Below are 22,501 nucleotides of genomic sequence, written 5' to 3' on the forward strand. Positions count from 1 at the left end.
CTCTCCCCCCGCACACCCGCAGTTCGATCACCGTTCAACTACCCCTGCCCGGCTCCTGATACGACGAAAAAAGCTCGGGACCTGGTGGGCTCGCAAAAAAAACGATCGTTCTTTATTCTTTGCTGGTCGGCGCCCGATTCACGGGATGACCACGGGAGGGAACGAACACATGACGACAGAAACTGCGCATCCGGCCACTCGCACCCCCGCACGCCCCCTGTCCGCTTCCCTCTCTTCCAGCCACTCTCTCGCAGTCCGCGGCGTGTCCGACAAGTCGGGTGTGCACGAAACCTCGGGAACCAGCGTCGACACGCTCGCCGCCGTCTCCGGAAGGACCGCCCGCAACGGCCGTTCCGCCGCCCGCAACGGCGGCAGCGGCAGAACCCAGGCCGCCGGCTCCACCGGACCCGCCGGCCGAACCGGAACCACCCGCAGGCCGGGCCGGGCCGACGCCCCCGCAGCGTCCGCACACGCTGCCGCCGCCTCCGGCGACGCCCCCTCCGCCGCCCCCTCCGGGACGCCCGACAACCCGTCCGAATCCTTCGACGCTTTCGCGGAAGACCTTTTCGGCCATCTGCCGCGTACCGACCAGCGGCGCTGGGCCCACGCATACCTGCTGGCGCTGCTGACCACCGAAGGCAAGAAGTCCGTACGGCGGCTGGCCGCCGCCATCTCCGACTCGCCCACCGCCTCCCAGTCGCTGCACCAGTTCCTCAACGCCAGCCCCTGGGACTGGAACCCGGTCCGCCGCGAACTGGTACGCCGCGCTGAGCAGCCCGCCCCGCCCCGGGCGTGGATCCTCGCCCCGGCGGTACTGCCCAAGCGCGGCGGTCACTCCGTGGGCGTCCACCGCCGCTTCGACTCCGCGGCCGGGCGGACGGTCAGCTGCCAGCTCGCCATGGGGATGTTCCTGCCGGTGGGCGACGCCCCGGCGGCCGCAGCCGTCTCGGCGTCCGCCGCGTCGGCTGCGGCCGCCGCATCATCGGTACCAGCTGCAGCTGCCGTAGCCGCCGCATCGGCCGCCTCGTCAGCCTCCGCCGCCGGTGACTGCGGCGGCAGCGCGGCCGTGTCCGTCGACTGGCGGCTGTTCCTGCCCCCGCAGTGGGCCGACGACCCCGAACTGCTGCGCCGCAACCGCATCCCCGCCTCGGAGACGAACCACCCCCGCCCGATGTGGGTGCACGCCCTCGACCTGGTGGAGGCGCAGGCCGCCCGTTCGACCTGCCCGCCGGCGCCGGTCGTCGCGGACCTGAGCGAGTACTCCGACTCCGTACGGCTCATCGAGGCGCTGGCCAGACAGGGACGCGACTTCGTCATCGCCGTACCGCCCGCCACCGCCCTGGCCACCCCTGCCACGCCCGGTATGCCCGGCGACCCCGGCGCACGCCCGCGCCTGCTGCAGTCCGCGTCCACCCCCGTACGCCTGCCCTGTTCGCACCAGACCTACCGGGCCTTCACGGAGCCCGGACCGGCCAACGCGCGGCCGACCCGGATCTGGCTCACCAACATGGCGCACCGCCGCATGGGACAGCTCCTCGGCCTCGCCCGGCTGCACCAGCTGCCCACGGCCACCCTGCGCACCCTGGCGACGGACTTCGGGCTGTACGACTTCGAAGGCCGCTCCTTCCCGGGCTGGCACCACCACATGACGCTGACCTCCGCCGCACACGCCTACCGTGCGCTGACGGCGGCGCCGGACGAGCAGACCCTGTCGACGGTGCGATTCGTCTCCTGAAGGAGGCGGCTCGGCGTAACGCCGCGCGCTGTGATGCCGTACCTCTCGCCTCCTTAATGGGTGCCGGCGCCGGGTCTCCAGCGCGCGCCGGGGCTTACGGGCTTACGTGGAAGCGGTCTGGAGGTACGACCGGTACCAGTCGGCGGCCTGCGCGAGCCGTACGAGGGGGCCGGGACCCGGGTCGCAGCCGGCCGCCGTCCACACCTCGTCGCTGCGGTACCAGTGATCGGTGGCAAGGAGCGCGAACTGACGCTCGCTCACGCGGCCGGAGGCAGTGCGCAGCCGCTCCAGGCAATCCGCCCAGGTGAGGTTCGGGGGCGTGCTCCTGCCCGCCTGTGTGCCATACGGATGCGGGAAGACGCCGTGGCCGATCAGGGTGTCCATGAGGTCCCCGTTGCGTACGGGGGTGGGGTGGCTGGCGTGGTACACGCCACCGGGGATGCCGTTCGGCGCGCAGGCCAGCCGTGCGAACAGGCGGGCCAGGTCGTCGACCGCCACGACGGAGAGCAGGCCGCGCCCGCCGTCCCAGCGCGCCGGTACGCGGTCAAGCATCTCGGCCAGCGCCGGCACCACCCACCGGTCGCCCGCGCCGAGCACCAGTCCCGGCCGCAGCACCGTGCCGCCCGCCTCCAGGACCGGGCGCTCGGCGGCGAGGCGGGTGCGGCTGGCAGGCGAGACCGGCGCGGGCGTGATCTCGTCCACGCCCGGACCGGCGTGCGGACCGGCCCCGTACACGGCGGCGGTGGAGAGCTGGACGATACGGCCGACACCGGCGCGTACGGCTTCGTCGACGAGCGCCGCGGTACCGCGAACGTTGACCAGCTCGCAGCGCTCCTCGTCCCGGCCGATGTCGGAGGCGAGGTGGAGCAGCACATCGGCGCCGTCACAGACACCGCGGAGGGAGGCGGGGTCGGAGAGGTCGGCGGCGACCCATTCGAGAGCGGCGGACGGCCGCGGAGGGGCGGGGGGCTGCGATGGGACGGGGGGCTTGCGGGAGACGGCGCGGAGGTGGAGGGGGCGGGCGGGCAGGTCTGTGCCCGGGCCGTGAGTCGGGTTCGACGCCCCGAACGCACCCAAAACCGAATCAGGGTTCTGATATGACCCTGGATTTGATGTCATGTCCGGGTCCGGAGCCGAGCCCTGGAGTGGCTCCTGGGACGGGCCTCGGGGAAGGTTCCGGGGCGGATTCCGGGCAGGGTCCCGGGGCGGGGCCGGTCGCGGTCCGCCGCCCGGTGCCGTCGCTTCCGTACCGGTGCGCAGCAGCTCCCGCACCACCGCGGCGCCGATGAAACCGGTCGCCCCGGTCACCACCACCCGCCGGGGTGCCGCCGCCGGTACGCCGTCCGCCACGTCCTCCACCATGCGCTCCGCCGCGTCCTCTCTCGTCGTCACGATTGCCGCTGACGCCATGGTCGCCGACGCCCTCGCCGCCCCTGTCACCGGTGTCGTGCTCGCCGCCCCCGCACCCGAGCCGCCCCCCCCCGTACCCGTACTGCCGCCGCACCCGTACCGCCCCACCACACACTCCCCCGTACGCGTACCGCCCCCCGCTCAGGCCGCCGCCCGCCTCCGTCGCGACGCGAAGGTGACCAGCGGCCTGGTGGACGGCGCGGCGACGCCCGGGAGCAGGTAGCGCCAGAGGGAGACGACGCGTTGGTGCAGGTCGGAGCGGCCGGTGGAGATCTGCGAGAAGAGCTGCGTACCGGTGTAGGCGCTGACCAGGACCCAGGCCAGCTCGTCCACGTTGACCTCGGGGAGCAGTTCGCCCTTCTCGCGCGCGGCGTACAGCTGGCCGCCGAACTGCTCGGCCCAGTGGCGGTACGCGGTGTCGTCCTGGACACCGAACTCGCCCTGCTCGACCGCGAGCCTGACGCCGGCACGCAGGGTGGGGTTGGACTGCAGTTCCTCCGCCAGGTACAGGGTGATGTCGATCAGGCGCTGGAGGCCGTCCTCTCCGGGCGGCATCCGCAGACCGCCGCCCTGCTCGATCATCACGGCCTGGGCCAGGGCTTCCTTGGACGGGAAGTGGAAGTACATCCCGCCCTGGGTGACACCGGCGCGTCTCATGATCTTGCTGATACTGGCGCCGCTGAACCCGAACTCGTCGAACACCTCGGCGGCCGCCCGGAGGATGACCTCACGTGTCCTGACCGCACGCTCCTGCATGGACAGCACCAGCTCCCTCGACAAACAAAACGAATACTATTTATTTTATGAGCGCCGAGGCTCTCACGCGGTGACAGCTGAACCGACCACGCAGCGGCCTCCGTTGGCCACCATGCGCCCCACGCAGGATGACGACGGCCCGCGCCGGGAGCCCCGGCGGCACCAACAACGGGCCGCAATGGACCGAACCTGCAGACACTCCTACAGGGGGACACCCGCATGAGCACCACCGGCCAGCTTCCGAAGTACTTCGCACCCGCTGCCGCCGGCCCGTCCCCGCGCACACTGACCACCACCGTGCCCAAGGAGTATGTACACAAGACGGCGCTGTCCGAAGTCCTGCTCACCAGCTGGAAGGAGGCGGCTGCCGACGTTCACATCGTCACCGCGGAATGGCCGCGGGCCCATACGTTCTACTCCTCCAGAAACCGGCTGCACGACCCCCTTCTCCTGGTAGAGACGATCCGCCAGACCATTCCGCTGCTCTCGCACCTCGCTTACAACGTTCCATTCGGGCACCAGCTGATCTGGGATCACTTCACCTATTCACTCGACCCCGGCGCGCTGCGTACCGAGGCTGCCCCCACCGAGATCGAACTACGCATCGTCTGCTCCGACGTCAAACGCCGCAAGGACACGCTCAGCGCCCTGACCATGGACGTCGAGGCAACACGGAACGGCGCCCGCCTCGGTACCGCGGTCGCCCGGTTCACCAGCCACGCGCCGGCCATCTACCGGCGGCTGCGCGGCGCATACGGCGACGCCCGCGAGGCGATGGCCCGCGCGGTACCGCTGCCGCCGCCGGTCGCGCCGCGGCGGGTGGCCCGCGCCCAGTACGAGAGCGTGATGCTCTCCCCCACGGACACCCGCAACCGCTGGCAGCTCCGTACGGACACCACCCACCCGGTCATCTTCGACCACCCGGTCGACCACGCCCCCGGGATGCTGCTCCTGGAAGCCGCCCATCAAGCCGTCCACGCGGTGCTCCACCCGCTGCCGGTCATACCCGTCGGCCTGAGCACCGTTTTCGCACGGTACGCGGAGCTGGACGCGCCGTGCTGGATAGAGGCCACGGTGCTCGGCCGGGCGGCTGCGGGAACGGAAGCGGGGACGGAAACAGGGCTGGGAGCGGGGGTGGAAGGCGAACGCCCGGAATCTCCCGATGGGCCCTCGGGAATTCCGGGAATCCCGGGAATCTCGGGTGAATACCCTGATGGGCCCCTGGACGGATTCCCAGGCGAGTTCCCGGTTGCGTTCCCGGATGCGTTTCTGCGAACGCTCCCGGGAACGTTCCCGTCCGAGATCGCACCGCAGACCGATTCGTCCGGTCTTGTCCATACCCGCGTCACCGCGCACCAGAACGGCCAGGAGCTGTTCACCGCAACGGTCAGAGCCCGCCCCCTGGGGGCGACTCCGAACTCGGGAGCCGGAACGAATACCGAGAACTCGCGCGGCGGTTCGCGTCCGGATTGACGCGGGATCGACGTACTGATCACCTCGCAGACTTCTCCACGGATTTCCGTACGGATAAGCGGCTGAATGGCCACTCATCCGTACGGGGAGGGGGCACGACCACCGACCCCACATGCAGCGCCATCTCGCTACGACTTCGGGAGCTCCCCGGGCGTTCACCGTACGGCCACCTCGCCGCGATCCAGCCACCCGACACCGTTCCAGCCATCGATTTTGCTGTCATGTACACGGCATACCAATGCTGCGGTCCATACCAGCCCGACACCCGGCACCTATCGGCCGCAACCGGCTACAACCAGCCACAAAGCCCCTCCGGGCTGTGGCCTCGATGGGAGAGATCAAGCCAAAGTGTCCGCTCGTGTCGGCGTTTGAGCCATCCCGGGATTGCGGACCTTTGACGATCACTTGGTCTTTCTTTTACGTTCTAAGGAGCGGCACCCGCGCGACCCGCGTGGCTGATCATCGCCGTTTTCCACCATCCCCTGCCTGCGGAGGCTCGACGGACATGGAACAGCTGATCAAGAAGATGACCCAGGACGGCGTCTGGCGTGAGTGGGTCGCCCTGAACTCCCCCCGCGGCGCGGGCAAGGACGGGTGCATCAGCGCGACGAAGTCCGGCTGCATCAGCGCGACCACGGCCGCGCCCAAGACGGGATGTATTTCCTGACCGGGCGCTGAGCCTTCCCGGCGGGGAGTCGGTCGGCGGCCCGCACACCTCCGGCCGACTTCCCGCCACTTCGCACCGTCCGCGCACCATCCGCGCTCCACCCGTTCCCGGCACAAGGCGGGCACAAAGCAGGCGCGAAGCAGACGCGAAGCAGGCTCAAGACAGGCACCACACCGGTGCGACGCAGGTTCTCGTACGCCGCGACAACGATCACTCCCCGTCCGCCAGACAAGACAGACCTGAGGGTGACCATGGATGGCCAGCCGAGCCGGTCGGGACAGCCGACCGCCGACATCGTGAACCGGATAAGGGACATACCGATCTACCGCTCGTCCATAGAGCGGGGGCACTTCCCGATACTGGACAAGCCCGAGATCGCCCGGGGGTTTCCGGACAATTGGATGACACCGGTACTGGCCGACGCACTCGCCGCCGGCAAGGCGGAGTACGTGCTCTCCACGGGCACCAATCATGCGCGGATGCAGATCATCCGGCCTCCGTATTTCCTGCTGAACTCCTATTACCAGCTGTGGAGTGAGCACCCGGACATCTCCGGCACCTGGCACGAGGGGTGCCAACGCGTGTCCCTCACCACCGTGTTGGCCACGGAACACGTGGCGCGCGTCAACGCGAAGAAACACGGCAGGTCCGCGCTCGCGCCCGTACCGGCCCTGGAGGACCGCCGGCTCGACGACCGCACCTTCTACGTCAACCTCACGCTGGACCCGGCTCATTGGGGCCGCGACGACGTGGAACGGATGCTCGCCGAGATCCGTACGGCCCAGCAGGCACACCCGTTGGGCCGCTACCACCTCGACTGCTCCAGCTACCACTTGGCGCACCTCGCACGGAAGGTGACCGACTGGGGCCTGTGGGACCGCTTCCCGCGGCCGGCGAGCATCGTGCACGCGTACGAGTACACGCCGGTGAATGTACGGCGCTACCTGCACGAACACTTCGACTGCCCGGTCATCGACCTCTTCGGCAGCACCGAGCTGGGCTACCTCTACTACAGCGACCGGCACGGCCGGTACCACCCGTACCTCGACAAGATGAGCGTCGAGCTGGTCCCGGTCGAGCCGGGCAGCCGGATCTTCAGCATGATCGTGTCGAGCGTCCGGAACCCGTACATGCCGTTGATCCGTTACCGCTCAGGGGACTGCGCGCGGACGCTGGGCGGCACCCCCGACCCGGAGAAGATCACCCGGTTCTGCGGCCGCGAGAAGGAGTTGCTCGCGTCGGCACACGGCCAGGGCCCGGTCGCGCAGGGCGACCTCGACGACTGTGTCAGCGCGGCGTCGCCCCGAGTCTTCGTCCACCAGCTGCACGTACCCGGCAACCGGAGCGGTGCGGAGCTGCGGTACACGACGTTCGACGGCACACCCGTGGACGCGCCGGAAGCCGCGGCGTTGAGCACGGGCGTGGAACGGCTGACGGGCCTCCCGTGCCGGGTCGAGCACCACGCGCACATCCCGATCGGGAAGTCGGGGAAGTACGCGTGGCTGGACCGGACCGGAGAACAGGCGGGAGAGCGGGCGGGAGAGCCGTGAGGCGCTTGGCCTGAGGGGCCTGAGGGCGCGGCGCGGGCGCTGAGGACGCTGCGGGCGCCGAGGGCGCTGAGAACGCCGCGGGCGCCGCGGGCCAGGGCAGCGGGCCTGTGCCTCCGCACCTCGCCCACTCCCCGCATTCCCCGCACCGTCCCCCACCCGGCGCAGCCACCCCACCCACCCTCTCCACCCACCATCTCCGCCCGACACCCCGTCTCCGTACGGAACACCCCCGAAGCCAACGGGAGAACCATGACCACGCAGCCGCACCTCACCCCGGACGACCTCAAAGCCCTGCTCGGCGAGCCTCTGCACGCCGAAGTGGTGCGGCACTTCGTGGCTCTGGGCGGCGACGTCACGCCCGAGTACGTGGAGCGCCAGGTCACCGAATGCCTGCGCTACCTCTACCTCGTCTCCCGCCACCGCGAGCAGCTCAGCGGCCTCTTCCTGCCCGTCGAGCAGGACATCGACGAGATCTGGCACTACCTGATCCTCCAGACCCGCGAGTACCGCGAGTGGTGCGAGCAGCGACTGCCGGGGCGGTTCTTCATCGAGCACCGGAGCATCGGCTACGAGGACTACCAGCAGGAACCGGGCCGGGAGCAGGTGATCGAGGAAGCGCTGCGCTGGATACCGCTGTACGTCCAGGAGTTCGGCCCCTTCGACGAGGGCGCCCTGCCGCACTGGACGATCGTGCGCTTCCTGCACGACCAGCTCAGCATGTCGCTGCGGGACATCGCGGCGCTCCAGCCTGCCGGCGCGCCCTGAGCGTGCTTTCGGGGCAGCCCGAGAACGAGGAAACGGACCCATGAGCGCTCGGCCCGTCACACCGGCCCCCCACGCCACACCCCACGGCCCACACGGCGATCCAGCCGTGGAGCCGCCGGAGCAGAAACGTGTGCTGACCGTGCTCGCCCTGTCGCAGACGCTCAGCGGCGCGGGGCTGGCGGCGGGCATCACGGTGGGCGCGCTGCTCGCGGAGGAGATGCTCGGCTCGACGGGCCTGGCCGGCCTGCCCGCGGCGCTGTTCACGGGCGGGGCCGCGCTCGGCGCCGTCGGAATCGGCCGCGTCTGCCAGCGCTGGGGCCGACGGCCCGGCCTCACCGCGGGGTACGCGACCGCCGGCCTGGGCAGCCTCGGCGTCGTCCTCGCCGCCGCCCTCGGCTCCGTATGGCTGCTGTTCCTGGCCCTCCTCGTCTACGGGGCGGGTACGGCGACGACCCTGATGGCCCGGTACGCGGGCGCCGACCTGGCCGCGCCCGCGCGGCGGGGACGTGCGGTGAGCCTCGTACTGTTCGCCACCACACTCGGCGCGGTGATCGGCCCTAACCTGGTCGGCGTCACGGGCGATGTCGCGGCCGGCATGGGCGTGCCGCGCCTGGCGGGACCGTTCCTGCTGGCGGTGGTCGCGTACGCGGCGGCGGCCGTGGTGCTGGGACTGTTCCTGCGCCCGGATCCGCTGCGTCTGGCGCGGGCGCTCGCGGCAAAGGCGGCGGAAGCCGCAGAGGCGGCGAAGCAGCGAGGGGCGGACGGCACTCCCGCCACCCCTTCCCCTCCCTCGCCCTCGCCCTCTCCCTCTCCCCCCTCCCCTGCCTCTGACTCCGCAGGGGCCGGGAAGGGCTCCCCCGGCGATCGGGCCGACACCCGCGGGATCGTCACCGGTACCGCCGTCATGACCCTCACCCAGCTGGTCATGATCGCGATCATGACGATGACGCCCGTCCACATGCGGGCACACGGCCACGCGACCGAGACCGCCGGGCTCGTCATCGCCCTGCATGTGGCGGCCATGTACCTGCCGTCGCCGCTCACCGGGATGCTGGTCGACCGAATCGGCCGGGTGCGGGTCGCCGCGGCCTCCGGCATCGTCCTGCTGGCCGCCGGCATCCTCGCCGCGCTGGCCCCGGCGCACTCCGTACCGGCGCTCGCCGCCGCACTCGTACTGCTCGGCGTCGGCTGGAACTTCGGCCTCGTCAGCGGCACCGCCATCGTCACCGACGCCGTACCGCTGGCCACCCGCGCCTCGACGCAGGGGTTGGTCGACGTCGGGATCGCCATCGCGGGCGCCACCGGCGGCATGGCGTCGGGGCTGGTCGTGGCCACGGGTGGCTACTCCACGCTGGCGTTGAGCGGCGGCATCGTGGCGCTCGGCCTCGTACCGCTGCTGGTACTGAGCAGGCGTACGGGCACGGACGCGGGCACGGGCACGACTCCGGCTCCCACCTCGCCACCGGCTTCGCCCCCCATCACATCTCCGAGTGCGGCGTCATCTCCCGCTTCGCCCCCGGGGGAGCAGGCATGAAGTACTTCAAGCGCCTCACGGACCGCAAGGACTTCCCCCGGCTCCAGACCCGTCCGGACACCGCCGGTCACCCGGCCCACTACACGGCTTCCAACCGTCCGCACAGCCCGCCGGGCGCGGGACAGGTCCGTACGGCGGCGGCCCGTACTGTGGCGCGTTCACCCCTCCGTACGCCCGCGACCACAGCGGCCGCCACCACGGCGACCGGCACGACAGCGACCGGCACGCCGACCGCCGCCCCCACCGGCAAGCGGGCCCGTATGCGAACCGCTGCCCGCATGCAGCTTCACCACCATCACCCCCAGCTCACCCAAAATCCCCAAAACTCCAATAACTTCAAGAACACCCACAACACTCGTAGCACCAAGAAACTCCACCGCTCCCGCTACCCCCAGCTCATCCGCTCCACCACCCCCCTCGCCCCCCTCAGCCTGCTCAGCGTCCTCGGCGTCTTCGCCGTGGTCCTGACCCTGCTCTTCTACGGGCCGGCAGCGGCCAAGGGCGGTAAGACCGCGTCCGTCGCGGCCACCGGCGCCGCGCCCGCACAAGCCCCCGGCCCCACCTCCACCCCGGCGGCTCCCCCGGGCACCCACGGCACCCCCACCCAGGTGACCGTCGCCCAGGCCAACTCCTCCACGGGCATCCAGTACCGGCGTGACAACGAGCGCGATCCCGGGCGCGAGAAGGACAAGGACCGCAACCAGGCGCGCCGTTGCACACGTGCCGCGCCGGGCGCTCCGTCCCCGTACCGACGGCCGCTCCCGCCGCACCTCCGCGCGGCCCATTCGTATCCGACCGCCGCCTTGCTGCCCGCACACCCCGGCGCGGCCGCCGCACTGACCACCGCAAGACCAGGCGTGGCCACCCGCCCCGCCCTGCACTGTCTGCACTGCGTCTTCCGCTGCTGAGGAGCGCCGCTGGGGCTCCCTGCTCCGCACCAGTCGAACGGGTTCTGCCATGCCCTCAATGGCACCACTTAACGACCAGCAGGAGACATTCCCTCGTGGAAACCTTCATCCAACATGCCCGCTCCTTCAACGCCCGCATCGCGGCCGTGCACGAGGAGCGGGAGACCTACCAGCGGCTCGCCGACGGCCAGTCGCCGCTCGCCCTGTTCATCACCTGCTCCGACTCACGGATCATCCCGTCCCTGATCACCGGAGCCCTGCCGGGCGAGCTCTTCGAACTGCGTACGGCGGGCAACGCCGTACCCGCACACCGGCCGGACATGCCCGCCAGCGCGGAGGCCGCCACCATCGAGTACGCGATGCGCGTGCTGCGCGTCGCCGACATCGTGGTCTGCGGCCACTCGCACTGCGGGGCGGTCGGCGCCATGGCGCGCCGCGAGGACCTGGCCGGCGCCCCCGACGTACGCGCCTGGCTGACCCAGCAGCTCTCCGCCGAGCTGCCCAGGGACGAGGCACCGACGGTCTCGACCGCGGTCCAGCGGCACGTCACCGAACAGCTGGCGCGGCTGCGCGAGTACCCGTGCGTGCGCGAGCGCATCGACGCGGGCGAGGTGAGCCTGCACGGCTGGTACTACGAGGTCCACACCGGTCTCGTCTCGGCGCACCAGCCCGCCACCGACACGTTCCTCCCCCTCTGACGGCGAAGGCGCCTCTCATGACACCGAAATCGACCCCCGGCACGGCCACGGGCGCGACCACCGACGCACCAGCCCCACCCCCCGAAACCACCCCCACCGCCTCCTCCCCTTCCGCCCCCCGCTGGCCCTTCCTCCGGGCGGACTTCACCGCCTCCATCGTCGTCTTCCTGGTGGCCCTCCCGCTGTGTGTCGGCGTGGCGGTTGCCTCGGGCGTACCGGCTGAACTCGGCCTGATCACCGGCATCGTCGGCGGGCTGCTCACCGGCTTCCTGCCCGGCAGCAGCCTCCAGGTGAGCGGTCCTGCCGCCGGTCTGACCGTCCTCGTCTACGAAGCGGTACGGGAGTACGGACTCGGCGCGCTGGGCGCACTCGTCCTCGTGGCGGGCCTTCTCCAGCTCGCCATGGGCGCCCTGCGCCTCGGCCGCTGGTTCCGCGCCATCTCCGTGGCCGTCGTCCAGGGCATGCTGGCGGGCATCGGGCTCGTCCTGATCGCCGGCCAGCTGTACGCGCTGACCGACACCAAGGCCCCCGGCAGCGGACTCGCCAACCTCGGCGGCCTGCCCGGCCTGGTCACCGGCACCGCGGGTTCGGGCGGGGCCCTGGCCGCGTTCGCGGTCGGCGCGGGCACCATCGCCGTACTGGTGCTCTGGCCCAAGTGGAAGCGCGCGGCCCGCATCCTGCCGGCCCCGCTCGCGGCCGTGGCGCTGGCCACGCTCGCGGTCTTCGCCCTCGACCTGCCCATAGCCCGGGTCGAGGTGCAGGGCCTCCTCTCCTCGATCCAGCCTCCGGGCGGATCGGACCTCGCCCAGCTGGCGAGCGTCGGCGCGATCGGCACCATCCTCGCCTTCGCACTGATCGCGTCCGCCGAGTCGCTGTTCAGCGCGGCGGCCGTGGACCGGCTGCACGACGGACCGCGTACGAACTACGACAAGGAGCTGATGGCGCAGGGCGCGGGCAACACCGTCTGCGGCATCCTGGGCGCCCTGCCCATGACCGCGGTGATCGTCCGCAGCTCCGCGAACGTCCACGCCGGGGCCCGCACCAAGGCGTCCCGCGTGATGCACGGCGCCTGGCTGCTGATCTTCGCGGCGGCCGTCCCGGCGGCCCTGGGCATCATCCCGGTGGCGGCACTGGCGGGCGTACTCGTCCACGCGGGCTTCAAACTCCTTCCCGTACGCGACTTCGCCCCCCTGTGGCGCGAACACCGCGGCGAAGCGGTGGTCCTCGCGGCGACCGCCATCGCCATCGTCGTCACCAACATGTTCGAGGGCGTACTGATCGGCCTGCTCCTGGCCGTCGCCAAGACGGCCTGGGAGACCTCCCACGTCCACCTGGAGATCACCGGCCTGGACGCCCCGTCCACCGAACCCATCCAGGTACGCGCCCTCGGCAACGCCACCTTCCTCCGCCTCCCCAAGATCCTCGACCAGCTGGAGGCCCTGCCCCACGACCGCGAGGTCGCCCTCGACCTCACCGGCCTACGCCACCTCGACCACGCCTGCGCCACAGCCCTGACCTCCTGGTCCACCCACCGAACCCCCGCCACCAACTCCCCGACCCCGGACAACCCGGCCCACGCCCCTTAACCCCGGCCCCACCCGCACCCGCCCCGGGCCCAGGCCTGAAGGGCAGCGTGCACCGACCCCACCCGCAGAGGCGCCCACCCCCCCATACCCCGGGGCGTGGGCGCCTCTCCGTCTCCGTCGTCTCCGTGGGCCTTGCGGGTAATTCAGAAGCCGCAGTTCGAGCCGGCCATCGCCATCGCCGCCTTCGGCAGCACCTCCGGCCGGGCTCGGTCCGGTGTCGTCGGCCCACTGATCGAGGTGCCGGTGGCGCTGGTGTACGTCTCGCCGGCCTGGCGCCGGAAAGCTGGAACGCGCGGCCCGCAGCGGTCAGCTCCTGGCCGCGCGCGTGCCTCTGGTCAGCTGCGGAACACGGGTATGAAGATTTGGGTGTCACCCGAGGAGGCGCACTTGCTCAAGGCGGGGTATCTGTGGCTCTTGTCGCCCATCATGGTCACGCACATGCCGGTCCTCGCGTGCAAGAGCTGAAGTCCCCCACCAACTTGCCCGACATGGAATTCCTGGCTGAGCTGTCCGGAGCAGTCCCATTCGTTGAGGGAGCTTCCACTGGTGGCGTCATTGCCGCCGGAGACATCGATGCATTTCTGGGACTGGTTGTTGACGAGATTGACGGCGCCGTGCGCGGCGCCCCGCGTGCGCCAGGTAACGTCGGCCATGCCGCTGTCATGGACCGGAACGATCCGCGTGCCGTTCGCCTCGCTGCGTCCCTCGATGGCCAGGACACGGTCATCGTCACTGGCGCTTTCGAGGCCCATCCACACATCGCGGGTCCCGTGGCGGCGGAATTCCACCGGGTAGTGGTCCGAACCCCTGCCCGCGGTCAGCCGCGCGAAGTAGTCGTCCATGAGCTGGGAGGAGATCATGTAGTCCAGCTCCCCGCCGCGCTGCTGAGTGGAGCGCCCGGTCTGGTACGTGATCCCACCCTGCGCGTCGGCCGCCGCGCGCATCGAGAACGGGTCACGGTTGAAGTCCCCTACCGCCGTCCACAGGCGGTGCGCCTGGGTTGCCTGCTGCGCGATGTTCGCGAGCAGTGCGGGGGCTTCGTTGTGGATGTTGGCCGCCTGTGCGTGCACGGAGTAGTAGATGTCGTTGTCGAAGCGCACGCCCAGGGCAGGCCGCGTCCCGTTCCCGCCGGGGGGAGCGACGAACACCTCATGCGCGGGCCGATGCGTGACGATCGCCAGATTGACCCGGCCGTCGTTCCCTCCGCCCTGCCGGCCCGCAAGCCAGTACACATGTCGGACCTCACCCCTGCCTGCCGGCCATTCGTACTGTTCGACCGCATAGCCGTTCGAGGTAGGCAGGGTCTGCACATGACGCATCTGGATCGGAGCCGGGCGGGGGCCCGCCTCCTGGAGCAAAACGATGCTGTTCTCCCGGCTGAGAGTCCGCACCTCGTTCCATCTGGCGCCCTGCGTGTTCCACGTCGCCACCGTCTCTTCATCGGGCGCAGTGGCATGAGCGGCCGGAGCGGAGTACCCGATGAGCAGGCCGAGCAGAACGGCCAGCGCCATAACCAGCGCAGGGACCCTTCTTCGTGTCCCGGACAGGGTGAATGACATCGAAGCAGGCCTTTCCTATGGGTTCGTCGGTGGAGTCAGGAGAGAGGTGGGAGTCGCGGCGCGGACAAAGCGCGTTTGCGACACCGGTCGGCCCGCTCTCGGTGGTGTTCGGCATTCGGCACGGGTTTCGCCGGCGAACACGTGGTACGCGAAATGACGGAGCGGGGCGGCCGGGTGGGGCCGGCACCGCGTTCGTGCACCCTTGAGTCAACCCGACGGAATGCGGGCGTAACAGGAACTTCCACCCGCAAAAGTAGGTTGCTGCATACTTTTGCGGGTGGGGTTGCGCATCCGGTGGGCCCTGGCGTTGTGGGGGCTTTGAGCATGGGTACGGGAACACCGGCCGACGGCGGCTTCGACGCGCTCCTGCAGAGCCTGCGCAAGAGCGCCGGGCTCACGCAGGAGGAGCTGGCGCAGGCGGCGGGGATCAGTGTGCGGGCGCTGTCGTACATGGAGCGCGGACGCTCGCGGGGGCCGCAGCGCCGGACCGTGTCCGCCCTGGCCACGGCCCTGCGCCTGAGCCCGCAGGACGCGAGGGAACTGGAGAGCCTGGCGAGCCTGGGACGGCCCCGCCGGGCCCCCACGACGCAGGCACTGCCGCCTGTCGCCGTACTGGACAGCGTGGCGCCCACGGGTGCGCCCGATCTCCTGCCGCGCGCACCGCGCGGCTTTCACGGGCGGGCGGCGGAGCTGGCCGCTGTGTCCCGTGCCGCCGCGGGCGAGGCGCCCGTCTGTCTGGTCATCGGACCCGCCGGGGTGGGCAAGACGGCGCTCGTGCTGCACTGGGCCCACCAGAGCCGTGCCGGGTTCCCCGACGGGCAGCTCTACGCCGACCTGCGCGGCTTCGGCGACCAGGGCGAGCCCTCTTCCATGGAGGTGCTGCGCGAGTTCCTGCCGGCGCTCGGTGTGGCGCACGGCCGGATACCGGAGTCGGTGAACGGCGCGGCCGCGCTGTTCCGGTCGCTGGCCGCCGACCGCCAACTCCTCCTGGTGCTCGACAATGCGCGCGACTCCGAGCAGGTCAGACCGCTCCTGCCCGGCGGGCACCGCTGCGTCACCGTCGTCACCAGCAGACACCGGCTGGCGGGACTGATCGTCACCGACACCGCCCGGCCCGTCGCCGTGGACGTGCTCGGGCCAAAGGACGGCACGATGCTCCTCGCCGAGGTACTCGGCACCGAACGGGTACGCGCGGAGCCGGCGGCTGCGCGACGGCTGGCCGAGCTGTGCGGCGGGCTGCCCCTGGCGCTGCGGGTGGCGGCCGCCCGGCTGGCGCAACGGCCCACCTGGCCGCTGGGCGCGATGGCCGCCGAACTGTCCGACGAGACGCGCCGGCTGAGCCTGCTGGACGTGGAGGACACCGGCGTGCGAGCGGCGCTGCGTGTGACGCTGCAACAGCTCCCGGGGCACGTCACCCACCTGTTCGCCCATCTCGGCCGCCACCCCGGCACGCACGTCGACCGGTATGCCGCGGCGGCCCTGGCGGACACGGACCCGGCAGCCGCCGAGACCTGTCTGGAGCGGCTGGCCGTCGCGCACCTCGTCACGGAGACGGCGCCCGGCCGCTGGACGATGCACGATCTCGTGCGGCTCTACGCACGGAGCCTGGAGGCCGGGCCCGATGCGCTCAAGCGCGTGCTCGATCACTACATCGCCACGGGCCTCGCGGCGGTGGCCGCGGCCGAGCCCGGCAACGAGGAGTGCTTCCCGCTGCCGAAGGACTACCTGCCGCCCGCCGCCGTGCGGGAGTTCGGCGACCGGTCCGCCGCCGTGGCCTGGTACGCGGCCGAGCGGGACGACCTCACTCTGGCGGTGGCCGCGGCGCACGCCGCCGCACTGCACGCGCGGACCTGGCGGATCGTCCTGACGCTGTGGCCGCTGATCGTCTGGCGCGTGCGCGACGGCTGGGTCCCGCTCCTGCAGACCGCGCTCGAAGCGGCCCGGGCCGACGCCGACCAGCACGGCGAGTCACGGGTGCTCAACGTGCTCGGCTGGACCCTGATCGAGGAAGGGCGCATCCCGGAGGCGCTCACCCACCTGGGGGCCGCCTGCGCACTCGCCTCCCGGGCAGGTGACGCGGTGGCCGAGGCGAACGCCCTGATCGTTCTGGCCATGGCACAAGCGGCGCTCGGCAGCCTGGACGAGGCCGCTCAGGGATGCGAGCGGTCGGTGGAGCTGGCGCGCCAGGCCGGCGACCGGACCATCGAGAAACTGGCCATGCAGCACCTCGCCCGCCACTGGGCCGACGCCGGCAAATGGCGCCAGGCCCTCGACACCGCGACCCAGGCCCTGGCTCTCCACGACCGGCCGGGCACGACCGACATCCCCCGGACACTACTGCTCATGGTGGAAGGAGAGGCGCTGCTGGGACTCGGCCACGAAACCGAGGGCATCAGGCAACTCGACCTGGCGGCCCGGGAAGCGGAGTCCTCCGGCTACGACGACGGCGCGGTACGGGCGCTCGGCGCTCTGCTGCGCGTAACAGCCGACGCGGCACTCCAGGCACGCTACGACGCGGCACTCGCGCGACTGTCCCCCCGGACGTGAACCGTGGACTCTCCGCGGCCGGCCGCCCTCGGCCGCGCCCGGTGGCCTTCTTCGGCTGCTCGGGTCTGGAGGCCCTGCTGGACTCCCACCTCTGGGCCGTGCTGGGCCGAGGCCGGATGGAAGTGGTGTGCGGCGACGTGCGCATCCTCAGCCTCATGAAGACCACCCGCACCCGTAGTCTGTCCCACCCCGCTGCCACGCCGGCCGAAGCCCTCGCCGGGTAACGCCCCCGTGTCACTCGCCGGGGTCGTTGCGCGTGCGGAACGACTCGGTAGCGTCGGCGCATGCCGCGGCTGCGGACAAAATTCACTGATCGTCGCGCTCTCGACGCCGCCGCCGAGCCCAGCAGCGACCTGCGAACACCCGCCCCGGTCACGAACCACCCCAGGCACCCACCGCGCCCCCACCGGCCCGCCCCCATCCGCTACCCTGTCTGAGACCGCCGCCAGCGGCGGTCTCCCTTGCCGCGACCGGATGAGACATCACTCAGAGTTTCATCCACGTTTCACGCAAGGCCCCGCCTCCGTAGCTCAGGGGATAGAGCACCGCTCTCCTAAAGCGGGTGTCGCAGGTTCGAATCCTGCCGGGGGCACACGGCTAAGGGCCAGCTCAGAGGCTTGATCCTCTCGAACTGGCCCTTTCCCATGATCACAGCCGTGCCACACACGTGCCACAAAGTCCGCTAAGAGCCCGCCTCCCCCCTCTCCCCCCGGATCATCGAGCCGAGCCGATCGGCGATCTCCCCGTCACGGCCGTTGGGCATGTGCTGATGGATCAGCGCCGCGCGAAGCGTACTGTGCTCCATCCTCATCAGCTCCCGAAGAATCGCGCTGGACGCGTCCAGGTTGGTTTCCGGTATGTCGCAGATCATGAAAGTGCACGTACGCCGAAATGCCTGTCTTGGTCCGCGCGTTGGTCCAGTCGTCTCGAAAGTTGCTGCGCCGAAGGCAACGGCAAATCCGCGATTACCCACCCGTGTCGGGACCGCGTGATGCCTCACGAGGCATCCAGAACCCCCTTGCTCTCGACGACACCTTCCCCCGCATAGGTGATGAACACCTTCTCGCCTTCCTGGTGAATCAGAGCCTTGGCCTCCAGCGTACGGAGCGTCCTTCTCAGATTTCGCCGCATCGGAGCAGAAACCCATTGCAGTAGGTCTGAGTAGGTGACTCCAGCCGCGCCTCTGTGATGCAGCAGGATCAGGACGTATTCGCTCGCTCGGAGTGAGGGCAACAGGACCTTCGGGAAGCCTCCGAAATCTTGAATCACTGGCACCGCCCTCGTTACCAGCCCTTCGACGAGCATTCGCGCATGGTCTGGCGAAGTGCCCTGACTCAGGCGAACGAATTCTGCCATCACCCAGTCAAGCACAGACACAACAAGAGACGCATCCTGGAGATTCGAGTCAATCCCGTCGGCCAAATGCGCGGCGTCCCTACTGTTGCGAATATCGTAGACCACGCGGAGCGCTCGTGGAATGTGTATGCGCACCGACTTCGGTTGCTGATCCGCAGGGACGGACGCCAACCGCTTGGCTAGCCTTTCCGTATCCAGTTGCACACCAATCGGCGTGTACGCGCCCAAGCTCACTTGCTCGAGTACACGGTAGGCCGCCTCACAAAAGCGCCCTCCCTCGACTGCACTCAGGCGATGACCTCCCAGTTTATAGTTGCGTTTCGCTTCCTGATAGCACGCCAGGAGCTCATGCACGAGCGCTTCCTCATATGCAGAGAGAAGCACGTCCATCACAGATTCATTCATCGCTCACCCCATCTCGAGCATCGCTACTCTTGCCCGAGTTACCCCGAGGACGCCTGGGCTTGTACGGATGCTCCCGTTTCACAGCCTTCACCTCCTCCCTGTCAGGCAAAGCTTCAACGACCGCTTCACCCCGCACCGTGAGCTGCTTCCCGCCCTGCCCAGCGGATACGATGTATCCACTTTGTCGATCAGCGTTGTCGATGTCCCGAGACGGATTTCCGAACTTGTGAGCCGCAGCTTCCGTATTCAAGTCGACGATATCCGCCGTCTTGAAGTGCGGCTTACCTCGGTGGCGAGCCAGGTAGTACGCAAGACAAGCTACGCGCTCGACTAGCGATTGGGGCCTCTTCCGACTGATGAACTCGCGAGGGCTCAGATCACGCTCCTGCATCTCGTTCTGTGGACAGCCTGATGCGCCACCCGAAGCCGGGGTAGTCCATTCCATGCCCAACTTCCCTTTCTCAACGTCGAGAGCATCAATGAGCCACCTAATGACGCGTACACGCCCGTTAGCGTCAAGTGGCTCCAGTGCGGCAAACGTTGCGCTCATCACGGGAGGATCCGCATGCGCCTCAGTCGCCTTGCCCCGGGACGGAACGGCCTGGCGATTTTGCTCTTCCGGCTCCGCCTGTGGGAGCAGGTCGCCGACCTCAGATCGATCAGATTCGTTCATATTCGCTCTCCTTGGTGCTCCAACCGCGCGCTAGCCCTCCTTGACGGGCCGACACCTGGAGACCAATCTCACAACAGTGATGTCGCGCTTATGTCGCACACAGCGTTCGCGCCGATGAACGGAGGAAGAAGCGCAGGCGAGGGGCCCATACTTGGGGCATACAGCTCAGGACGCGGGCTACCGGCTAGCTACAAGCCCCCGCAGTCATGGAGGTCACCGGTGCCAGACCCAAGGAAGGACGCACTGGGCGCCATGGGCGAACTCCTCAATGATCTACTCACAACACGCCCCCGCTACCGGCGAATGTGGCTGAGCAAGACCAAACGCGCCAGAGGACCCATTAGCCAATCAGCAGTTGCCGAAGTGATCGCTTGGCATCTCTGGGACTGCGGTGAACGGAGCGACGCAACCACCCCTAGATCGCTCAAAGACAGGGTATCGAGAGCCCTTTGCGGTACTGCCCTGTCCGCCGAAACTCTTACGTGGTTCACCAATGCGTTCCAGATGGACGCGGGTGACGAGGACCGCCTATGGGCGACATTCTCAGGGCAGGATGATCTCAGCTCCGGTATTTCCCACACCCTACGACAACGCCGAGATATGGTGAGGCGTCAATGCCATCGCACGATCAGCTTGGTCGAACGCTACTCCGTTGACACTAACGGTTCCCTCCAGGTGCGACACACTTTCCATGTCATTCGTGCATTAGAGGACGGCGTAGCCTTCTATCTATTCAATCACGAACCGCAAGTGTCTCGCACTTGAAGTACTGCACGGAGGGAACATCGGACAACAGCACACCTACGGCGGCGGATTGTTCGGAAGCGATATACTCCTGAACCCGCCATTGGCCAAGTCCCAAACCATAGCGTTGGAGTACCGAACTCTCTTTATTTCGGGGGCGACCCCTCCAACAGAAGTCCGCCGGGCTGCGTTTGCGCGATCTGAAAACATTGACCTGGCCGTGAAGTTCCACGCCGGACGAACGCCGCGCGCGGTTTGGTGGTGCGTCTGGGACGATCACTTAGGCGGGCACCCCGTACAGCAACAAAACGTTGCATTCCAAAACAGCATAGTCCGGCGTTACGTTCCCTACATCGAGGAAACTTCAGTGGGTTTCAGGTGGGAGTGGTAGGAGTATTGCCATAGGCGTCAATCACCGCATTGAGCACATCGCCAACCAGCGCTATTTTCGCGTCAGCCTCCGACGCTCCGAACACCCACCTGCGCGGTTCCGCCAGTCACCGTAATGATCAGAGAGGTTGTGCGGTGGTGAGCTGCTCTATGCGTTCGGCGAAGCCGGGTGGGGGGAGGGGGAGGTCGAGGTCGGGGTTGTCGGTGAATTGGAGGGCGTTGGAGACGTAGCCGACCACGGCGGCCGGGGGTGGTGGGGTGCCGGGTTCGTGGGCTGTTTCCAGGTTGATGGCCCAGGAGATGAAGAGGTCGTAGGCGTCGGCTGAGGGGCGGGCGGGGCGGTCCGGGTCGGCGTGGGCGTGCCACCAGTGGGCCTCGCCCACCTCGGCCAGGGAGAGGTGGTGGAGGTAGAGGCAGTAAGCGGCGGAGGTGTCGCCGGCGCCGGCGGCGTACTGCCACCAGAAGCGGGCGGAGTCCTCGCGGCCGGCCAGTTGGAGGACGCAGGCCAGTACGCGGGCGCCGTCGGGTTCGAGGACGCGGCCGCCGATGAAGACGGACATCTGGTGGAGGGCTTCGGGTTCGCCGACGACGAGGGCGCAGAGCCGCTGGAGGTCTTGTGCGGCGTCCTGCATCTGGCGTTGTTCGGTGGGGTTGCCGAGTTCGCCGGCCGTGCGGTCGCGGCCGAGGACGGCTTCCAGGCGTGCCTGGACGGCGGCGTCGAAGGAGAGGGCGCCGTACAGTACGCGGTCGGCGACGCGGGAGGCCAAGCGCGCTTCGGCCGCCGCCAGTTCGCGGTCCGTGTACGGGGGCGTGTCCAGGCGGGCCTTGGCCAGGAGGTGGTCCAGGTCAGTCCGTGAGGCGGGCATCGTCGTCCCCTTCCTCCAGGCCGAACGCCTGGCGCAGTCTGCGGCGTGCGTGGCGGGTGGTCGAGCGGACGCCGGCCTCGGTGATGCCCATGAGGCGCGCCGTCTCCTTGGTGGCGTACCCGAGTGCGTAGCGCAGGAGCATCACGTCGCGCTGGCGGTCGGGGAGGGCGGCGACGGCCTGGTAGAGGGTGAGGGACTCCTCCAGCTCGCCTATCGGGTCGAGCGAGTGGCGCAGGGAGTGGGTCTCGAAGGCGGCCACGTCGACGACGACCGGGCGGCGGCCGCGGGCCCTGGCGTGGTCGATGGTGCGGTTCTTCACGACGCGCCAGGCGTATGCCTCGGGGACCGGCTGTTCGAGGACGGTGCGCCAGCAGAGCGAGAGTTGCTCGAAGGCCAGGTCGACGGCTTCTTCGGCGTCGGCGCGGGACTCCAGGTGGAGTTCGGCGTACCGGATGTAGCCCGCGCGGTAGAGCTGGTGGAAGGCGCGGAAGTCGGGGGGTAGGCCGAGGGAAGGGGAGGTTGGGGCGGGGGTGGGTGCGGGTGTGGGTGGTTGGGTTGGTGGGGTGGGAGAGGGCTCGTGTTCGGGCATCAGCGCTCGCCCTCCTGGTGGTCCTGGTCGCGCTGAGGCTCGTATGGCGAGTACGACTCGTAGGGCAGGTTGGGGGCACGGCGGGGGCGGGGGCGGGTACGTGGATGCGTGCGGGTGCTCGTACCCGTACGCGTGAGTTCGGCGACGCCCGCCACTACCTGGGCGGCGGCGAGGCGGCGCAGCAGCATCCGTATGTCGGCGCTGAACACGCGAGCCGCGACCGCGACCGCGGCCACGGCCACGGCCACGGCCCAGTCACGTACGAGATCAAGGTTCACGGAACCCTCGGT

At 69.5% G+C, this 22,501-nt stretch carries 19 protein-coding genes, 1 tRNA gene and 2 pseudogenes; 13 read left to right on the forward strand and 9 right to left on the reverse strand.

The window, feature by feature from the left end:
• Positions 1–262 precede the first annotated feature (262 nt).
• Entirely contained in the window at positions 263–1,735 is a 1,473-nt protein-coding gene (locus ACZ53K_RS05975; RefSeq protein ID WP_468832388.1) for an IS701 family transposase, read from the forward strand.
• Between the two features lie 102 nt (positions 1,736–1,837).
• On the opposite strand, the gene ACZ53K_RS05980 is transcribed toward ACZ53K_RS05975, so the two are convergent.
• Both ACZ53K_RS05980 and ACZ53K_RS05985 read right to left on the reverse strand, forming a co-directional pair.
• Complete coding sequence (locus ACZ53K_RS05980) at positions 1,838–3,145, reverse strand: NAD-dependent epimerase/dehydratase family protein (RefSeq protein ID WP_468832389.1); 1,308 nt, start codon at positions 3,143–3,145, stop codon at positions 1,838–1,840.
• A gap of 141 nt (positions 3,146–3,286) precedes the next feature.
• A complete protein-coding gene (locus tag ACZ53K_RS05985) occupies positions 3,287–3,901 on the reverse strand; it encodes a ScbR family autoregulator-binding transcription factor (RefSeq protein ID WP_468832795.1) in 615 nt (204 codons plus the stop codon).
• Between the two features lie 219 nt (positions 3,902–4,120).
• On the opposite strand from ACZ53K_RS05985, the gene ACZ53K_RS05990 reads away from it, so the two are divergent.
• The 9 genes and pseudogenes from ACZ53K_RS05990 to ACZ53K_RS06030 form a co-directional block, all read left to right on the forward strand.
• On the forward strand, positions 4,121–5,374 hold the full coding sequence (locus tag ACZ53K_RS05990) for a ScbA/BarX family gamma-butyrolactone biosynthesis protein (RefSeq protein ID WP_468832391.1): 1,254 nt from the start codon (positions 4,121–4,123) through the stop codon (positions 5,372–5,374).
• A 505-nt stretch (positions 5,375–5,879) separates the two neighbouring features.
• Positions 5,880–6,041 (forward strand): hypothetical protein, encoded by a 162-nt coding sequence (locus tag ACZ53K_RS05995; protein ID WP_385225442.1) that lies wholly within the window; start codon positions 5,880–5,882, stop codon positions 6,039–6,041.
• 251 nt (positions 6,042–6,292) lie between these two features.
• Positions 6,293–7,591: a hypothetical protein gene (locus tag ACZ53K_RS06000; protein ID WP_468832392.1), complete on the forward strand. Its 1,299-nt coding sequence runs from the start codon at positions 6,293–6,295 to the stop codon at positions 7,589–7,591.
• Between the two features lie 249 nt (positions 7,592–7,840).
• Positions 7,841–8,356 carry a glycine-rich domain-containing protein gene (locus tag ACZ53K_RS06005; protein ID WP_468832393.1) on the forward strand — a complete coding sequence of 172 codons (516 nt, stop codon included), beginning with the start codon at positions 7,841–7,843 and terminating at the stop codon, positions 8,354–8,356.
• A 40-nt stretch (positions 8,357–8,396) separates the two neighbouring features.
• Positions 8,397–9,890 carry an MFS transporter gene (locus ACZ53K_RS06010; protein WP_468832395.1) on the forward strand — a complete coding sequence of 498 codons (1,494 nt, stop codon included), beginning with the start codon at positions 8,397–8,399 and terminating at the stop codon, positions 9,888–9,890.
• Positions 9,887–10,798, forward strand: a complete 912-nt coding sequence (locus ACZ53K_RS06015; protein WP_468832396.1) for a hypothetical protein — start codon at positions 9,887–9,889, stop codon at positions 10,796–10,798. Before ACZ53K_RS06010 ends, ACZ53K_RS06015 begins: the two co-directional genes overlap by 4 nt.
• 95 nt (positions 10,799–10,893) lie before the next feature.
• Positions 10,894–11,496, forward strand: a complete 603-nt coding sequence (locus tag ACZ53K_RS06020; protein ID WP_468832397.1) for a carbonic anhydrase — start codon at positions 10,894–10,896, stop codon at positions 11,494–11,496.
• 17 nt (positions 11,497–11,513) lie between these two features.
• Positions 11,514–13,082 (forward strand): SulP family inorganic anion transporter, encoded by a 1,569-nt coding sequence (locus tag ACZ53K_RS06025; RefSeq protein ID WP_468832399.1) that lies wholly within the window; start codon positions 11,514–11,516, stop codon positions 13,080–13,082.
• Positions 13,083–13,247: 165 nt separating this feature from the next.
• Positions 13,248–13,382, forward strand: a pseudogene (locus ACZ53K_RS06030) (ACR3 family arsenite efflux transporter); the annotation flags it as partial.
• A gap of 35 nt (positions 13,383–13,417) precedes the next feature.
• Here the strand turns inward: ACZ53K_RS06030 and ACZ53K_RS06035 are convergent.
• Positions 13,418–14,593: an RICIN domain-containing protein gene (locus ACZ53K_RS06035; RefSeq protein WP_468832400.1), complete on the reverse strand. Its 1,176-nt coding sequence runs from the start codon at positions 14,591–14,593 to the stop codon at positions 13,418–13,420.
• Between the two features lie 372 nt (positions 14,594–14,965).
• Here ACZ53K_RS06035 and ACZ53K_RS06040 point away from each other — a divergent pair, with 372 nt between their 5' ends.
• From ACZ53K_RS06040 to ACZ53K_RS06050, 3 genes are all read left to right on the forward strand, one after another.
• Positions 14,966–17,188: a helix-turn-helix domain-containing protein gene (locus ACZ53K_RS06040; protein WP_468832402.1), complete on the forward strand. Its 2,223-nt coding sequence runs from the start codon at positions 14,966–14,968 to the stop codon at positions 17,186–17,188.
• Entirely contained in the window at positions 17,185–17,412 is a 228-nt protein-coding gene (locus ACZ53K_RS06045; RefSeq protein WP_468832403.1) for a hypothetical protein, read from the forward strand. The genes ACZ53K_RS06040 and ACZ53K_RS06045 overlap by 4 nt, the downstream gene beginning before the upstream one ends.
• A 295-nt stretch (positions 17,413–17,707) precedes the next feature.
• Positions 17,708–17,780, forward strand: a tRNA-Arg gene (locus ACZ53K_RS06050).
• A gap of 90 nt (positions 17,781–17,870) precedes the next feature.
• Here the strand turns inward: ACZ53K_RS06050 and ACZ53K_RS06055 are convergent.
• From ACZ53K_RS06055 to ACZ53K_RS06080, 6 genes and pseudogenes are all read right to left on the reverse strand, one after another.
• A pseudogene (locus tag ACZ53K_RS06055) lies at positions 17,871–18,135 on the reverse strand (hypothetical protein); the annotation flags it as partial.
• 49 nt (positions 18,136–18,184) lie between these two features.
• Complete coding sequence (locus ACZ53K_RS06060) at positions 18,185–18,934, reverse strand: hypothetical protein (protein WP_468832405.1); 750 nt, start codon at positions 18,932–18,934, stop codon at positions 18,185–18,187.
• A gap of 7 nt (positions 18,935–18,941) precedes the next feature.
• Positions 18,942–19,622 (reverse strand): hypothetical protein, encoded by a 681-nt coding sequence (locus tag ACZ53K_RS06065; protein ID WP_468832406.1) that lies wholly within the window; start codon positions 19,620–19,622, stop codon positions 18,942–18,944.
• A gap of 1,253 nt (positions 19,623–20,875) precedes the next feature.
• Positions 20,876–21,622 carry a hypothetical protein gene (locus ACZ53K_RS06070; RefSeq protein WP_468832408.1) on the reverse strand — a complete coding sequence of 249 codons (747 nt, stop codon included), beginning with the start codon at positions 21,620–21,622 and terminating at the stop codon, positions 20,876–20,878.
• The gene (locus ACZ53K_RS06075; protein WP_468832410.1) at positions 21,603–22,211 is read right to left on the reverse strand and encodes an RNA polymerase sigma factor; all 609 of its coding nucleotides are present in this window, start codon (positions 22,209–22,211) and stop codon (positions 21,603–21,605) included. Before ACZ53K_RS06075 ends, ACZ53K_RS06070 begins: the two co-directional genes overlap by 20 nt.
• On the reverse strand, positions 22,211–22,489 hold the full coding sequence (locus ACZ53K_RS06080; RefSeq protein ID WP_468832411.1) for a hypothetical protein: 279 nt from the start codon (positions 22,487–22,489) through the stop codon (positions 22,211–22,213). Before ACZ53K_RS06080 ends, ACZ53K_RS06075 begins: the two co-directional genes overlap by 1 nt.
• Positions 22,490–22,501 lie beyond the last annotated feature (12 nt).

Source organism: Streptomyces sp. NPDC033221, from assembly GCF_055577005.1.

Excerpts from the sequence above, each read along its gene's own strand:
- ACZ53K_RS06015 (WP_468832396.1), top strand. The coding sequence starts at position 9,887 with ATGAAGTACTTCAAGCGCCTCACGGACCGCAAGGACTTCCCCCGGCTC.
- ACZ53K_RS06065 (WP_468832406.1), bottom strand. The coding sequence starts at position 19,622 with ATGAACGAATCTGATCGATCTGAGGTCGGCGACCTGCTCCCACAGGCG.
- ACZ53K_RS05990 (WP_468832391.1), top strand. The coding sequence starts at position 4,121 with ATGAGCACCACCGGCCAGCTTCCGAAGTACTTCGCACCCGCTGCCGCC.
- ACZ53K_RS06010 (WP_468832395.1), top strand. The coding sequence starts at position 8,397 with ATGAGCGCTCGGCCCGTCACACCGGCCCCCCACGCCACACCCCACGGC.
- ACZ53K_RS06040 (WP_468832402.1), top strand. The coding sequence starts at position 14,966 with ATGGGTACGGGAACACCGGCCGACGGCGGCTTCGACGCGCTCCTGCAG.
- ACZ53K_RS06070 (WP_468832408.1), bottom strand. The coding sequence starts at position 21,622 with ATGCCCGCCTCACGGACTGACCTGGACCACCTCCTGGCCAAGGCCCGC.
- ACZ53K_RS06035 (WP_468832400.1), bottom strand. The coding sequence starts at position 14,593 with ATGGCGCTGGCCGTTCTGCTCGGCCTGCTCATCGGGTACTCCGCTCCG.
- ACZ53K_RS06000 (WP_468832392.1), top strand. The coding sequence starts at position 6,293 with ATGGATGGCCAGCCGAGCCGGTCGGGACAGCCGACCGCCGACATCGTG.
- ACZ53K_RS06060 (WP_468832405.1), bottom strand. The coding sequence starts at position 18,934 with ATGGACGTGCTTCTCTCTGCATATGAGGAAGCGCTCGTGCATGAGCTC.
- ACZ53K_RS05985 (WP_468832795.1), bottom strand. The coding sequence starts at position 3,901 with ATGCAGGAGCGTGCGGTCAGGACACGTGAGGTCATCCTCCGGGCGGCC.
- ACZ53K_RS06025 (WP_468832399.1), top strand. The coding sequence starts at position 11,514 with ATGACACCGAAATCGACCCCCGGCACGGCCACGGGCGCGACCACCGAC.
- ACZ53K_RS06075 (WP_468832410.1), bottom strand. The coding sequence starts at position 22,211 with ATGCCCGAACACGAGCCCTCTCCCACCCCACCAACCCAACCACCCACA.
- ACZ53K_RS05995 (WP_385225442.1), top strand. The coding sequence starts at position 5,880 with ATGGAACAGCTGATCAAGAAGATGACCCAGGACGGCGTCTGGCGTGAG.
- ACZ53K_RS05980 (WP_468832389.1), bottom strand. The coding sequence starts at position 3,145 with ATGGCGTCAGCGGCAATCGTGACGACGAGAGAGGACGCGGCGGAGCGC.
- ACZ53K_RS06005 (WP_468832393.1), top strand. The coding sequence starts at position 7,841 with ATGACCACGCAGCCGCACCTCACCCCGGACGACCTCAAAGCCCTGCTC.